We start from the raw sequence: 15,624 nt of genomic DNA on the forward strand, positions 1-15,624 counted from the left end.
TTACATTACAATAATTTTTTTATTTTCTGTTAAATAAATGAAGTTCACATTATCTTGGTTATTAGAGTACTTAGAAACCAATGCTAGTTTAGAGGAAATTATTGATAAATTAACTCACATAGGGTTGGAAGTAGAGAATGTGATCGACAATTCCAGGTTGGCCGGGTTTGTTGTTGCAGAAGTATCAGAAGTCGCACCTCATCCAAATGCTGATAAATTAAAATTATGTAGAGTAAATGATGGAAGTAAAGTTCTGCAGATAGTCTGCGGAGCAAAAAATGTTAAAGAAGGCATGAAGACTGTACTTGCATCTCTTGGTAGCACATTGCCAGAAAGCAACTTTACAATTAAGCCTACAAAAATAAGAGGAGTGCTAAGTGAAGGGATGCTCTGCTCTGCCTCTGAGCTTTCGCTGACTCAAGATGAAAGTGAAGGAATAATCGAGCTTTCTGATGATTATAAAACAGGAGATAAATTTTTCAATTGCGATCCTGTAATTGACATAAACATCACTCCAAACCGTGGAGATTGCTTAGGTGTTTATGGAATAGCACGTGATCTAGCAGCAACTGGAATTGGAACGTTAAAGACTTTAATCATTCCACAACTTACCGCTTCTATGAACTCACTAATAAACGTCAAAGTCATCGATGGGGAGAGTTTTATTAGTGGAGTATATATCACTAATGTAAAAAATAAAGAGAGTCCAAAATGGCTAAAAGATAAATTGGAATCGATAGGAATGCGCTCCATTTCTGCAATAGTTGATATTACTAATTACATTATGATATCTTTCGGGCGCCCGATGCACGCGTATGATGCAAAAAAAATAGAAGGAGAGCTCATAGTACGCAAAGCAAATGACGAAGAAAAATTTATTGGTTTAAATGATAAAGAGTACTTATTAAACAAAGACATAAGCGTTATTTCTGATGATAAAAATGTTCATGGAATTGCTGGAATTATGGGCAGCAAGTATAGCGAATGTACACTTGAAACTACTGATATCTTTTTAGAGTCTGCTTGGTTTGACCCCATCTCCATCACTAAATCTTCAAGGCAGCTAGGCATCTCCACAGACTCAAGTTACAGATTTGCACGTTCAATTGACCCTGAATTTACCCTTGATGGACTCAATCTTGCAGCCAAAATGATTTTGGATTTATGTGGCGGAGAAGTGTCAAGCATAGTGTCTGCTGGCAATTTGAATAAGGCTTATACCAAGATAAATTTTGATTATCAGAATGCAAACAAACTTGGAAGTGTATCTGCATCACCTAATGAGGTATTCGATATTTTAACAAAGCTAGGGTTTAGTATCGATAAAAAAACCGAAGGTAATTGGAATATACAAGTACCAAGCTGGAGACCGGACGTAACCATACCTGCTGACTTAGTTGAAGAGGTAGTAAGAATATACGGCTATGATAAAATAAAGGAAGAGCAACTAGCAGAAGACGTTACAGTAGAAGAAGAGACACAAGATGATTTGCGCATTTTAATGACAAGCAGAGGGTTTCATGAAGTGATAACTTGGTCTTTTATGAGTGAATCAACAGCTGAAAAGTTTGGTTACTTGAATAAGTTATTCATTATCGATAATCCATTTAATAATAACTTCAATATAATGAGGCCAAGTGTCATACCAAATTTGTTGCAAGTCACTGCAGATAATATTGCTCACGGGATATCTGATCTCGCAATTTTTGAAATTGGACCAATTTATAATGGTGAGGCTCAGTCTAAGTACGTTTTAAGTGGAATTAGATCAGGAAATAATTCGCCGAAAAACCACTATAACACTGATAGGAAAATAGATATTTTTGACGCAAAGGCTGACCTCATAACAGCTTTGGAACTTTTTAATGTCAATTGTGATAATTTAGCAATAGAGAGAGCAGAAAAAGAATATTATCACCCAGGAAAATCAGGCTCCTTATCTTTTAGAAGTAAAATAGTTGGTTATTTTGGAGAATTGCATCCGAGTATATTGGATTTTTTTAACATCAAACAAAAAATTGTAGGCTTTGAGTTGATATTAGAAAATATCGAAAATTTACCTATAAGTAGAAAAAAATTTATCGATTATAAATATCAAAGTGTAAAACGCGACTTTGCATTTATTGTAAATAAAGATGTAGCAGCAGGCAGTATAATCAATATGGTGAAAAAAAGCTCAGAGCTCATCACAGAAGTTTTGATATTTGATGTATATCATGGAAACAATATAGAATCGAATAAGATGTCTATAGCATTTTCAGTTACTTTCTGCTCTCCAACTCACACTTTAACTGAAGAGGAAATCCAAAAAGAATCAAATATGATAGTCAACTTAGTGTGTGAAAATACTGAAGGAACTTTGAGAGCTCATCATTAAGCCGTAATCGCCGTTTCCTGATTTTGCTGTGTCACGTTTACTTCATCCAATTTATTTCCTATCTTGAATTCAATATTCTTGAAAAACCTATCCCAAATTCCATGCAAATGCTCTTCTGCTTTAGGCCATACATCATTTTTAAATGTCGTTCCATCATCAGAAAATAAATTACCAAAAAAAACTCCTACTTCCTCATAACTTGATTGAAAATGTTGAAGAAATGTTTCTACTTCCTTATGAGTATCATGTGCCACACTCAACGTTTTTCCTTCTGTGCTCTTATCTCCACGCATTGCAACGGCAAGACCTGTTTGAATATATCCCAAGCCTGTCCTAATAGCTTTTATAGGCTGCAGCCATGAACTCTTATCACTTTTTGGTACATTATTTACTATATTTTCCACCAACCTATTTATTAAAGGAGACAATAAATCTTGACAAAAATGTTTGATATTGTCTTTTGTCTTAATCACAGGACTTTTTATGCACTTTTCTGCAAAATAGTACTCAAGTTCTGCTCTCTCTAATAATTTCTTAATTGCTTCTTCGTTAAAAGTTTCATGCTCGAACGCCTTCAGTAAATCATCTTCTATTATTGCAAATTTTATTTTTTTACGAGATTCTAGTTCTTCTCTATAATCATTTATTGTTTTTTCATTTATCAATAATCCTTTTTCTTCCAATTTCAACTGTTCTAATGTTTTTAGAATTTCTTGGTTATTTCGCAAGCATAACTCTATTAACTCCATACTTGAAGATTTCTCTTCTTTACTATTTTTCTCAACATCCAAATCCTCATTCTGCTTTCCTATTATTTCCTTCAGTCTTGTAGGTTGCGTAAAATATTCTCCAATTTTTTTTCGATAAGAAACAATCTTGTTTACTAGACGTTTTTCATCTTCTCCATTGAATAGCCTGTCCTTATTATCTTCTACATTCTTTATACTTTCCCCTTGCTTTTCAAATAACTCTTGAATTCTACATCTTGTTATTTCTAAATACATCTTCTCTACAAAGTCATTCACTTCACCCGAAATCCTTATTTCATTTAATTCACATTGCTTTATTTTTTTATCTGACTTATTCGGTAGAGTTTGAATAGTCCTTATTCTCGATTCTATTAGCATTTCCTCAACTTTTTGACCATCATATTCAAATTTAAAAAAATCTTCTAATTTCCTTTTTAAAGCACCATCTTTTAAGTTACCGTTTTTCCTATTTTTATGCATCTCTTTTAATTTTTCACCATTATATCTTATCTGTACTATTTCTCTTAAATCCTCAATCTCTCTTTCAGCATTATCTAGAGCTTTCTTTGTTTCTTGAGGGTACATATCTTCATAAGTATTAATTATTGTCCTTTCAGCTATTTTCCCTTCTTTTATAAGCTGTTTCCATTTTGCTTTAAATACAGGAAGTGCATCATCACTTATATCATCTACTTTCATAAGGGACTCTAGCCGATCATCTTCATCAGTCAAATTAAGTAACTCCTTTATTTTTAGTTCTTTCAAATCTTTGATTATCACTTCTTTCTCATTTGGTAATTCCTTACCTTGACTTTCTAATTTCTGTTTCACTAAAGTATTTTTTAGCTCATCCTCCAGTGAAAAATCTTTTCCCCGTCTATTTTGCTGAAACTTAATTGCTTGTATAAAAGCAACTTGATAAGCATTTTCTATTAAGTGAGTTGTCAACTTAGAATCTATGCTACTCACCACTTTCAGCCTGAATTTACTCAATAATTCCTTCAGTTTATCATGTGTAATATCTTTCTTTTCTAGATTCACCAGCTCTTCCATAGTTCTTGCGCATTCTTGAATCGAAGTTGCAATTACACTTCCGATCTCATTACGCAAGGGCTGAAGACCATTTTTTAAATTGATATTAGCTGATAATTTCAGTATGGTATTATGCTCTGAATCTCGTGTCACATTAAACCACTTATTATCTTCATTCTCGCATAAATCTTTAAGTAATTGTTTAAATTGCAGTGGAAACTTTATTTCCATATCATATGCAATGCTTGACTCAGAAACCTCCATTTCATGAAAAGATACCTCTATATTTTGGTGCTTATTAGAATACTGCCCCATACTTATTTTAAGAGCAGTAACTAAAGAGTGAGATAACTCTCTATTTAAAAGATAAAAAGTAGCCAAAGCAACTGTTGCAGGAACGATTAAGGCTACAAGCACAGTCACATTAACAAAAATTGCCATTGCAGCAAGAGCGCCATATGCCAATCTTTTTGGCACACCTGTTTCACTCTTTTTTATCTTATCTTCCACTACACCTTCTTGTGTCTTGCTATTTGCTTTAAATCTACTGTATATGACTAACCCCAGTGCAGTAAAAGCAATATAAGGGAGCATTAAAACTGACAGAGCTAAATTTAATACTTTCTTCTCTGGGCAAGCTCTGTTTATCTCTTTCAATATTTCGCTTGACATATTATACCAAGAGGTAAAAAAGTCAGAGTCATAATCCTTATAATGGAATATACTGAGCGGAACATTAAAAGCAGCTATTTGTTTAATTAACCAATCCTGCTTACTTACAGCATCAAAAAACTCTTCTTCCTCTTCTGAATTAGCAAGACCTAAATCATTCCCTTCTTCTACATTAGAAACATCTTCCATAGCATCAAAAAACTCTTCTTCCTCTTCCAAAGCAACATTGGAAATAGATTCTACTTTACCTGAACCATCACTGTTGTTATTTAAATCAATAACTTCTCTATGACCATCTGCAACAACTTGATTCATATCACCACCCTACTTAAGGTAATTTAAGTATAGCATAAACATTACTAACTTTGCAACTTTATTAACTTAATACCAACTGTCAAACCTTGGTATTCCTTAGAATAGAAATCGGCCTCGATCTCTTTATTAGTGTCCAAAGATAAGGCAAGGGTCTGCTCTTTTATATACTCATCCCACCTGTTTATTGCCTCTTTAACTTTCTCATCTTCTGCTTTGATTATTACTCTGATTCTATCTGATATATGGAAATCAGCCTGCTTTCTAGTTTCTTGAATAAGCCTCACAACATCTCTTGCGAGTCCTTCTAGAATTAGTTCGTCATTGAGCTCAGTGCTCAGAATAACAACCCCTTTATTGTCATCAAATACAGAAGAATATTCACTGTTTGCTTTTAACAATAGTTCATATTCACCTTTTTCTATAGTATAGTTCTCTGTTTCATCCCCCAGAAATATTTGCTCATTCTCAATTTGCTTCCACTTTTCTTCTTTGACATATTGAACTAGTTTCTTGATTTTATCTGGAATCTTCTTACCAAGTAGCGGAAAATTTAGTTTTAGCTCTAGTGACGCAACTTCTTTCAACTCACTTACTATTTCTAGTTCTTTTACATTCACCTCATCTCTTATTATCTCTTGATATTCATTTTCAAGGAAATCGCAGGAAGACCTATGATAAATGGTCATACTGCCAAGTGGCTGCCTGATGCGCATGTTAAACGTATTTCTGATGGATAATGCAGAGTTACATATCTCTCTTACCAAATCCATCTTGGCAATGAGTTCACTGTCATATCTATCTGATTGTGGAAAATCAGCCAAATGAACAGATGTTTCTTTGTACTCAAGCCCTTGCCATATAGTCTCTGTTATGAGTGGCAACAAAGGAGCTGCAGCCCGTAGTATGTAATAAAAAACTGTGTATAGAACATTATAAGCATCAGTTTTGTCTTGATCTAAATCATTTTTCCAAAAACGCTCACGACTACGACGAATATACCAATTATTTAACACTTCAAAGAAATTCATCAGGGTTTTACAAGCCTCTTGGGAATTATAGTTGTTCATAGAAGCTTGTATACTTTCCACAGCTTCAAAACATTTGGAAATCATGTAGCGATCAATGGTAGTCTGATAATCTTTACAAACCTCAGCTCTAATTCCATCTGCATTTGCATACATGGTAAAAAAGTGATAACTATTCCAAATAGGTTTTATTACGTCCTTCAGAATATCTCGTATCGATTTTCCTTCTTTGTCGAGTAGTAAATTACCACCGCAAACAATGGAACCAGATAGCATAAGAAAACGCAGCGCATCAGAACCACATTTGTCAAAAACCTCCATTGGATCTGCATAATTATTTAAACGCTTGGATAATTTCTGACCTTTCACATCAAGAACCACACCGTGGCATATGCAATTCTTAAATGGCTCACTATCAAATAAAGCAGTGGAAAGCACAAAAAGCGTATAGAACCATCCTCTTGTTTGTGCTATATATTCAGTGATAAAATCCGCAGGGAAATTTTTCTCGAACCATTCTTTATTTTCAAACGGATAGTGAACTTGCGCGAACGGCATCGAGCCAGACTCAAACCAACAATCAAACACATCAGGCACACGACGCATAACTGATTTTCCTGTTGGATCATCAGGATTTGGTCTTATCAAAGTATCGATAAATGGTCTGTGCAAGTCATCTATTTTAACATTAAAATCTCGCTCTAGTTCTGCTATTGAGCCATACACATCCACTCTTGGATATTTTGCATCATCTGATTTCCACACAGGAATTGGCGTACCCCAAAATCGATTGCGTGAAATAGACCAGTCGTGCGCTCCTTCAAGCCATTTTCCAAATTGACCATCTCTAATATGATTCGGCATCCAATTAACTCTCTTATTTAGCTCTGTCATTCTTCCCTTAAACTTTGTCACAGCAACATACCAAGAAGGCATAGTGCGGTAGATTAAAGGAGTGTCAGTTCTCCAGCAGTGTGGATAATTGTGAATATATTGCTCAGTTTTAAACCAGCTCCCCTGCCTTTTTAATTTCTTGATTACTGTATCATTGGCATCAAAAACATGAACTCCTGCCAAATCTGAAACTTCAGTAGTAAATTTTCCAGCGTTATCAACTGGACAAACAGCTCGAATATCATGGCTTTGGCAAAGGTAAAAATCTTCTTCACCAAATCCAGGAGCAGTGTGCACAACACCAGTACCATCTTCTCCTGTAACATAATCAGCAATGAAAACACGGAACGCATTCTTTGTATCTTTAAAGTAATCAAACAGTGGTTTATAGGAAAGACCTGCAAGATCACTCGCTTTAAGTTTTGTATTACAGTTTTCATATTGAATATTGCTTTGTTCACAGTGGCTGACAAATTTCTCTAAATAACTTTCAGCAAAGATGCAGACTTCACCATTTACTAACACCATACAATACTCAATATCCTCCCCTACTGCCAGTGCAAGATTGCTCGGCAACGTCCAAGGCGTTGTAGTCCAAGCAAGTAATCTACATTTTTGTTTAAATTGCTTTGGATTTTCTAAAAGTTCAAAAGCAACAGTTACAGCTTTGCTAATTTTTTCTCTATATGCATTATCAAGCCTTGTTTCAAAATTAGAGAGTGGAGTTTCACACGCCCAGCTATAGGGAACAACGCGTATTGATTCATACACCAGACCTTTATCATAAAGCTGCTTAAATGCCCACATGACCGACTCCATGAATGACTTATCCATAGTCTTATAGTCATTGTGAAAATCTACCCATCTTGCTTGTCTATTTACATACTTCTCCCATTCTGATGAAAATTTCATCACAGAAGTACGGCAATTATTATTAAATTTTTCAATGCCAAATTTCTCTATCTCAGTTCTACCAGATATTCTAAGTTCCTTTTCCGCGCCCATCTCAGCCGGTAGCCCATGGCAATCCCAACCAAATCTGCGTTCAACCCTTTTTTGCAGCATAGTTTGATATCTTGCAAATGCATCTTTTATAAAACCAGTAAGCAAGTGTCCGTAATGCGGAAGTCCATTTGCAAACGGAGGCCCATCATAAAATACAAAACAATGATCCTTGGAACGTTTCTCGACTGACTGCTCAAAAATTTTATTTTCCTGCCAAAATTTTATGATTTCCTTTTCTAGCAATGAAAAATCAGGACTGCTGCTTGTATCAGGATAATACTTCATATTCATTTTAACTGGATAAAATCAAAGAATATAGAGCTTTCTGGAAAATTACAAATCCAAAAACTCTGTTTCTATAAACATTGATAGGTATTGACATTATTATACAGCATATTAATAAATCAGACTTATTTACTTAAGTTAAAGATGAATAAAGACAATAACAGTTGGCCTTATCAGAAATTTCACGATGCTAACAAAAATAATAGTAAAAGCAGCGTTATTTGGAGATCGCTTTCTTATGAATATAATAATTCTGGAAAGGTTGAAAAAGTACACTATCAGTGGGAAAAGAAAAAAAATCCCGCAAATCTATTATATCAAGTCTCATATGATTGCGTAACAGAGAGTTGTAGTCCCTTAAGGATTAAATCTAGATAGCTTATAAACTTATAAAAACACACAAAGTGCTTCTACATGAGAGCATAGGAGCACTTTTCTCTAATTAGGCAGCGCATCCCAACAAACTATTTTGCCGAGCTTCCAATATCCTTACATTTACTATTTTATCTTTGTATTTGTCGTCAGGATCATCAACGCATACTGATTGCATGTATGGGCTTTTACCAATAATTTGATTTTGGTGTTTACCTTTTTTATCACTGAATAGAACAGGAATAGTTTTTCCTATCATACTCTGATTAAATTCAAGTTGTTGCTTGCTAATTAATTCCTGTAAACGAAGAAGACGCTCTGTTTTAACCTCTTCTGGTACTTGATCTTTTCTTTCCGCCCCTGGCGTTCCTGGCCTTGGGCTATATTTAAAACTATAAGCCTGAGCGTACTTTACTTTTTCTACTAACTTCATAGTTTCTTCAAAATCTTTTTCAGTTTCTCCAGGAAACCCAACAATAAAATCAGAAGAAAATTCGATTTCAGGTTTCAATTTGCGCAATCTGTCTATTATTTCCAAATACTCCTCTGCAGTGTGTTTCCTGTTCATTGCATGCAATATTTTATTCGAACCTGACTGCACAGGTAGGTGAACAAACGGCATGAGTTTTGATTCCTCCGCATGTACCAAGTAGAGAGATTCGTGCATATCTCTTGGATGAGAAGTTGTGTAGCGGATTCTTTCTAGCTTTTCAATTTTAGCAATGTGACTAATTAATTTTCCTAAATCCCACACCTCTCCTTCGCACTCTCCATGATAAGCATTAACATTTTGACCGAGCAAATTGATTTCCCTTGCCCCATTTGCAACTAACTTCAATGTTTCACGGAATATTTCATTTACTGGTCGTGAATACTCAGCCCCGCGTGTATATGGTACCACACAAAACGTACAAAATTTATCACAACCTTCTTGTATGGCAAGAAACGCAGAAGACCCCTGGCTATTGCCATAGCATTCATCTGGCAATTTATCAAACTTCGCAACTTCTGGAAAATCAGTATTTATTACATGACCTTTACTTCTGCTTGCTTTGACTATCAGCTCCGGTAAAACAGCGATACTCTGCGGACCAACAACAATATCAACAAAAGGAGCCCTTCTGAACACTTCTTCTCCCTCTGCTTGCGCTACACATCCAGCCACCACTATGGTCATTTCCTTATTTTTTTGTGATGAATGGATTCTTCCAAGCTCTGAGTAAAGCTTTTCTGCTGCCTTTTCTCTAATATGACAAGTATTTAATATCACCAAATCAGCTTGTTCTACATCACTAACAACGTTGAACCCTAAAGGCTTAACTATATTCTCCATTAAAATGGAGTCATAAACGTTCATCTGACAGCCGTAAGTTTTAATATATAGGCCTTTCATATTTAAAATTCTTCACACAAATTCTAGCAAATTATACGAAAAACTGAATTCTAGTACAACAGCCAATAAAGATTGCTTGACAAACCTTCTCGCTTTCCTTACTCTAACAGTAGAGGTATTTTAAGAGCTCAAAAATCTATCTTCGTCTGCAGACTTTTCAGTCAATTTTTCAAAAAAAAACGTAGTGTATCTTCTTCAGCACGTGTTCAAATTCTGTTGTATATGCGCTGCATTTTCTTTCTAATCTTTCAGGAGGATTTTATGTCCAGAATTCCAGATACTTAACCTTTATTCTTAAGCTAAAAACCGATTGGTACCTATGGTTTTTATAAAGAAAGTGCAAAAAATACTTTAAAGAATATGAAATAAAGGTAGAAAAGGTTTGAGTAACCAAAAACTGTTTCCAGGCATAAATTTGTTATGTATACCAAAAAGTAATTACACTAATATAATATTCACACTTATATGCTAATATAGATATAATACTAATTAAAGAGCATGTTATGCAAGAAGAAGTATCAGATTTTACAGATGCTCTTTGTCAAAATAAATGTGATTCCTTTCGAGTGACACTCTCCTATATCTTTCTTTAGGTTATACAGAAGTCTAACACAATTATAGAACAAGCGTAAAAGTTCTGGTAAAGTAGTTTTATTTACAAAAAATATGCTACTTGATATTGAAAAACGCAGCATAACAAATGCACTGTGGAAGTTACAAGAAGCAGATCAAAGGGAGATTTTTACTCTTATACAGAGATTTGAGTTGCCAGAAATATTAGCAAGAATATTAGTTGCTCGTGGTGTTAACATAGAAAATGCACATGACTTCTTACACCCACTAATCAGATCGCTATTACCAGATCCCTTTCACCTCCTTGATATGGATAAAGCTGTTTCTCACATAGTAAAAGCAATAAACAATAATGAGAATATTGCAATATTTGGTGATTACGATGTTGATGGTGCAACGTCATCAGCATTGATTAATAGGTACCTAAGAGCGATTGGGACACACTCTATAATCTATATTCCAGATCGTGTTGATGAGGGCTATGGATTGAACACAGATGCTTTATTACAACTTAAAAAGAATGGTATTGATTTATGTATTTCTGTTGATTGCGGTACGCTTGCATATCAACCAATAGAAGATGCAAAAGTCTTTGGACTTGATATTATAGTTGTCGACCATCACCTTGGAACAGAAAAATTACCAAGTGCTGTAGCAGTTGTTAATCCCAACCGCCTTGATGAGAGCTCTCCTTATAATAACTTAGCAGCAGTTGGAGTGTCATTTCTGCTAATTGTTGCTCTTAACAGAATCCTACGTGAGCAAGGATTTTTTACCAACAAAAAAGAACCAGATTTATTTGATCTACTGGATTTGGTTGCTCTTGGAACTGTTTGCGATGTTATGCAGATTACAGGCCTAAATAGGGCTTTTGTTTTACAAGGATTAAAAGTTATGTCAGCAAGAAAAAATGTTGGCTTACGTGTTTTGTTTGACGCTTTGGGAATCCTTGAAAAACCAAGTGTTTCACGATTAGGGTTTAGTATTGGGCCATGTATAAATGCCGGAGGAAGAATTGGAGAAGCATCGCTCGGTGCAAGGTTGCTTTCCACCGATGATGATGATGATGCACATTCAATCGCGCTAAAACTAATAGATTTGAATAATGCAAGAAAAATGCTAGAAAATGAGGCTATTTTGGAAGCCACAACACAAGCGGAAAATTTTGCCCACTTAGGTGTAAATTTTATAATGGTAAGTGGTAATTGGCACCAGGGAATAATTGGTATCATTGCATCAAGACTAAAAGAGCAGTTTCACTTACCAACGATAGTGATATCTTTAAACAATGGAATAGGAAAAGCAAGCTGTAGGTCAATTTCTGGAGTAGATATTGGTGCTGCGGTTCTTTCTGCAAAATTTACCAACCTAATCATTGAAGGTGGTGGTCACAGTATGGCAGCAGGATTTTCGATTGAAGAAGATAAAATAAGTGATCTACATGATTTCTTTACTGAAAGATTTGCAAACTCTACAAATGACAAAATCATAAAGGCTGATGGTATAGTAACAGCTAAAGCAATAAACTTATCCTTGTGGAATCAATTGCAACGCTTAGAGCCATTTGGTGTTGGCAATCCTGAACCGAGATTCATCATTCAAGGAGCAAAGATAAGAAAGCCGGAAGTTATAGGAGTTGACCATATAAAATGTTTTATTGCTGACGATAATGTTATGGTCAAAGCTATTGCGTTTCGCTGTGCAAATACTGAGCTTGGCTCTGCTATTATGCAGGGTAATGTTAAAGCCATTTTGGGTAAAATCTCTATGAATTACTGGAATGGCAATGAATTTGTGCAGTTTTTAATAGAGGATGTATTGACCATTAGTTGAGTTACTATTTTACAATAATTACCTATCAATCTCACCAAAGACTATATCGAGTGAACCGATAATTGCTGCAATGTCAGCAAGCATGTGTCCTTTTGCCATGAAATCTAAGGCCTGTAAATGCGCAAAGCCAGGTGCTCTTATTCGACATCTATAAGGTCTATTGGTACCATCTGAAACTATATATACTCCAAACTCGCCTTTTGGCGCTTCAACAGCCACATAAGCCTCACCTTCTGGCACATGATATCCTTCTGAATAAAGCTTAAAATGATGAATCATAGCCTCCATGGATTCTTTCATTTCTGCTCTTGGCGGTGGAGAAATTTTTCTATCTTCAGTTTTTATTGACCCTTCAGGCATCTTCTCTATGCATTGCTTCACCAAGCTAACAGACTGCCTAATCTCTGCCATTCTTACTAAATAACGATCATAACAGTCACCATTTTGGCCGATAGGTATATCAAAATCTAACTGATCATATATCTCATATGGCTGGCTTTTTCGCAAGTCCCAAGCAAGTCCAGCAGCACGGAGCATTGGTCCACTAAAGCCCCAATCAAGCGCCTGTTTTATTGATATTTCACTAATTCCTACAGTGCGTTGCTTCCATATCCTATTTTCCGTTAAAAGTTCATCAACATCATCTATATACTTTGGAAATTGCGCTATAAATTTTGCAATATCCTCAATCAAACCTTCTGGGATATCTGCTGCAAGTCCACCTGGCCTTATATAAGCTGCGTGAAATCTTGCACCTGAGGCCCTTTCATAGAACTCGAGTATTTTTTCTCTCTCTTCAAAGAGCCATAAAAGAGGAGTCATCGCCCCAACATCAAGCGCTTGGGAAGAGATATTTAGTAAATGATTTAGTATTCTTGTCAGCTCACAAAATAGAACACGCAAATATTTTGCCCTAATCGGAACTTCGCACTGCAATAATTTCTCTACACATAACGAATATGCATGCTCTTGTGACATTGGTGACACATAATCAAGGCGGTCAAAATAAGGCAGAGCTTGAAGATATGTTTTATGTTCTATCAATTTTTCAGTGCCACGGTGCAAAAGCCCAATATGGGGGTCTGCTCTCTCGATCACTTCACCATCCATCTCTAAAACAAGTCGTAGCACCCCATGTGCAGCTGGGTGCTGAGGACCAAAATTTAGCATCATTGTCTTTAGATCAGGCATGCTTTGGTAGCTTAAGGTATTGGAATTGTATAGGGTAAAATGTGCTTAAAGTCAATAGGCTTCTTGTACAAGCTATAACTCATCGTTACAATAGAAAAACTCTCAAAAACTTCACCACTTCTTCATGATCTGATAGACAATGTTTATGTGTCACATACAATTATTGCACTTATGTTGATCAAGGCAGCGAAATTATGTATAGATAATTTTGATTGAGAAATAGTTTTTCTACTATATAAATTCTACTTTAGAGTAATCAAAATTAATGAAAGACAATAAATATAGTTTAGGTTTAAGGATCATTCATTGGTTAATGTCTGCTTTTATTATTGGCATGCTTTGTTCTGGACTATACATGAAAAATTTGCCGATTAGCAGTGAAATTAAATTCAGCATATACGCTATTCATAAGGCTTGTGGTATCACCGTTCTTGGATTAATTATAGTACGTATATTTTTTCGCGTCTTTACTTATGTTCCGCCATTACCAGCCAATTTTTCTCGATTTGTAATCAATGCGAGCAAAACGATACACTTTGGTTTATATGCTTTGATGGTGCTAATGCCACTATCTGGTTATGTCATGTCTTCTGCTTCTAGCAAAGAGATCAAATATTTTTTTCATATCCCTTTATTAATTAACCATAATGAAGATCTAGCTAGTGCAGCTAATCAGTTACACTCGATACTTGCATATTTTATGATACTCTTTATAGCCTTGCATATAATTGGTGCTTTAAAACACACATTTATAGATAAACAAAACATTTTTAAACGTATGATATAGGTTGTATGTTAAGTAGCCTCTGGAAAAAAGGAACAAATTTTCTCGGTAGTGAGTTTGCCATAATGGGTGGCGCTATGAGCTGGGTTTCAGAGAGAAATTTAGTTTCAGCAATCTCAAATGCTGGTGGATTTGGCGTGATTGCTTGCGGTGCAATGTTTCCAGACTTACTGAAAAAAGAAATCATAGAGACACAGAAATTAACTAACAAACCATTTGGTGTAAATCTAATTACTATGCACCCAAAGTTGAGTGAGTTGATAGATGTGTGCATTGAAACGAAAGTAAGCCATATAGTGCTTGCAGGTGGACTACCAACGAAGCCTAATATAGAAAAAATCAAGAGTGCGGGCATTGAAGTTATGTGTTTTGCACCAGCATTAAGCCTCGCGAAAAGGTTAGTAAAAATGGGAGTAGATGCGTTAATAATAGAAGGTATGGAAGCAGGAGGACATATCGGTCCTGTTAGCACTTCTGTTCTCGCACAAGAGATATTACCTCATTTTAAAAATGAGAAAACACCGGTGTTTGTTGCAGGTGGAATAGGAAGAGGCGAAATGATAGTGAACTACCTAGAAATAGGAGCAAGTGGCTGTCAAATAGGTACATTATTTGTCTGCACGAATGAGTCAATCGCTCACAAAAATTTTAAAGAAGTATTCATCAAATCAGCTGCGCGTAATGCTGTATCTTCTGTGCAGATTAGTGCTGATTTCCCTGTAATTCCAGTAAGGGCTATAGTTAACAAAGCAAGTGACGATTTTATGGAGCATCAAAGAGACATTATTGATAAATATCAAAATGGAGAAATCTCAAAAGAAGATGGGCAGCTTGAAATAGAAAAGTTCTGGGCTGGAGCTTTAAGAAGGGCAGTAATTGATGGAGATGTTGAAACAGGATCTTTAATGGCCGGTCAAAGTGTTGGCATGGTTGATAGAGAAAAGCCTGTAAAAGAAGTGATAGATATGTTAGTTCAACAGGCAAGCAATTATGTTGAAATGTAAAATCAGTAATCAGCAAAGAAAATAGTTAGCAAATTGCTATAATTATCCGCAATAAGGCATAACTGCCCAGTTTTAATGTAAAATTAACGCTAAAGAGGTATTCATACATTTTGTTATGTA

9 protein-coding genes are annotated in these 15,624 nt (G+C 35.4%); 5 read left to right on the plus strand and 4 right to left on the minus strand.

All coding sequences use genetic code 11. From position 1 onward, the window contains the following. Positions 1 to 37: 37 nt before the first annotated feature. The gene (gene pheT / locus ACQ4M0_RS03330; RefSeq protein ID WP_264684942.1) at positions 38 to 2,377 is read left to right on the plus strand and encodes a phenylalanine--tRNA ligase subunit beta; all 2,340 of its coding nucleotides are present in this window, start codon (positions 38 to 40) and stop codon (positions 2,375 to 2,377) included. Here pheT and ACQ4M0_RS03335 read toward each other — a convergent pair. Next, the gene (locus ACQ4M0_RS03335) at positions 2,374 to 5,145 is read right to left on the minus strand and encodes a hypothetical protein (protein WP_438456220.1); all 2,772 of its coding nucleotides are present in this window, start codon (positions 5,143 to 5,145) and stop codon (positions 2,374 to 2,376) included. The genes pheT and ACQ4M0_RS03335 overlap by 4 nt on opposite strands. Positions 5,146 to 5,189: 44 nt before the next feature. Next, a complete protein-coding gene (ileS, locus tag ACQ4M0_RS03340) occupies positions 5,190 to 8,360 on the minus strand; it encodes an isoleucine--tRNA ligase (RefSeq protein ID WP_438456221.1) in 3,171 nt (1,056 codons plus the stop codon). A gap of 138 nt (positions 8,361 to 8,498) precedes the next feature. On the opposite strand from ileS, the gene ACQ4M0_RS03345 reads away from it, so the two are divergent. Beyond that, on the plus strand, positions 8,499 to 8,732 hold the full coding sequence (locus ACQ4M0_RS03345) for a hypothetical protein (protein ID WP_010402600.1): 234 nt from the start codon (positions 8,499 to 8,501) through the stop codon (positions 8,730 to 8,732). A 64-nt stretch (positions 8,733 to 8,796) separates the two neighbouring features. On the opposite strand, the gene miaB is transcribed toward ACQ4M0_RS03345, so the two are convergent. Next, positions 8,797 to 10,119: a tRNA (N6-isopentenyl adenosine(37)-C2)-methylthiotransferase MiaB gene (gene miaB / locus ACQ4M0_RS03350; protein WP_438456222.1), complete on the minus strand. Its 1,323-nt coding sequence runs from the start codon at positions 10,117 to 10,119 to the stop codon at positions 8,797 to 8,799. Positions 10,120 to 10,785: 666 nt separating this feature from the next. On the opposite strand from miaB, the gene recJ reads away from it, so the two are divergent. After that, the gene (gene recJ, locus ACQ4M0_RS03355) at positions 10,786 to 12,525 is read left to right on the plus strand and encodes a single-stranded-DNA-specific exonuclease RecJ (protein WP_254229516.1); all 1,740 of its coding nucleotides are present in this window, start codon (positions 10,786 to 10,788) and stop codon (positions 12,523 to 12,525) included. 18 nt (positions 12,526 to 12,543) lie between these two features. Here recJ and ACQ4M0_RS03360 read toward each other — a convergent pair whose 3' ends face one another. Continuing rightward, positions 12,544 to 13,716, minus strand: coding sequence for an NADH-quinone oxidoreductase subunit D (locus tag ACQ4M0_RS03360; RefSeq protein ID WP_438456223.1), 1,173 nt, complete (start codon positions 13,714 to 13,716; stop codon positions 12,544 to 12,546). Positions 13,717 to 13,981: 265 nt separating this feature from the next. Here ACQ4M0_RS03360 and ACQ4M0_RS03365 point away from each other — a divergent pair, with 265 nt between their 5' ends. Together ACQ4M0_RS03365 and ACQ4M0_RS03370 are read left to right on the plus strand one after the other, a co-directional pair. Beyond that, a complete protein-coding gene (locus tag ACQ4M0_RS03365; RefSeq protein WP_265024884.1) occupies positions 13,982 to 14,503 on the plus strand; it encodes a cytochrome b in 522 nt (173 codons plus the stop codon). Positions 14,504 to 14,508: 5 nt separating this feature from the next. Then, entirely contained in the window at positions 14,509 to 15,504 is a 996-nt protein-coding gene (locus tag ACQ4M0_RS03370; RefSeq protein ID WP_438456224.1) for an NAD(P)H-dependent flavin oxidoreductase, read from the plus strand. The last annotated feature ends 120 nt before the right edge of the window (positions 15,505 to 15,624 follow it).

This window comes from Wolbachia endosymbiont of Kerria lacca (assembly GCF_051602725.1).
GTDB lineage: Bacteria > Pseudomonadota > Alphaproteobacteria > Rickettsiales > Anaplasmataceae > Wolbachia.

Excerpts from the sequence above, each read along its gene's own strand:
- miaB (WP_438456222.1), bottom strand. The coding sequence starts at position 10,119 with ATGAAAGGCCTATATATTAAAACTTACGGCTGTCAGATGAACGTTTAT.
- pheT (WP_264684942.1), top strand. The coding sequence starts at position 38 with ATGAAGTTCACATTATCTTGGTTATTAGAGTACTTAGAAACCAATGCT.
- ileS (WP_438456221.1), bottom strand. The coding sequence starts at position 8,360 with ATGAATATGAAGTATTATCCTGATACAAGCAGCAGTCCTGATTTTTCA.
- ACQ4M0_RS03370 (WP_438456224.1), top strand. The coding sequence starts at position 14,509 with ATGTTAAGTAGCCTCTGGAAAAAAGGAACAAATTTTCTCGGTAGTGAG.
- ACQ4M0_RS03365 (WP_265024884.1), top strand. The coding sequence starts at position 13,982 with ATGAAAGACAATAAATATAGTTTAGGTTTAAGGATCATTCATTGGTTA.
- ACQ4M0_RS03360 (WP_438456223.1), bottom strand. The coding sequence starts at position 13,716 with ATGCCTGATCTAAAGACAATGATGCTAAATTTTGGTCCTCAGCACCCA.
- ACQ4M0_RS03335 (WP_438456220.1), bottom strand. The coding sequence starts at position 5,145 with ATGAATCAAGTTGTTGCAGATGGTCATAGAGAAGTTATTGATTTAAAT.
- recJ (WP_254229516.1), top strand. The coding sequence starts at position 10,786 with ATGCTACTTGATATTGAAAAACGCAGCATAACAAATGCACTGTGGAAG.
- ACQ4M0_RS03345 (WP_010402600.1), top strand. The coding sequence starts at position 8,499 with ATGAATAAAGACAATAACAGTTGGCCTTATCAGAAATTTCACGATGCT.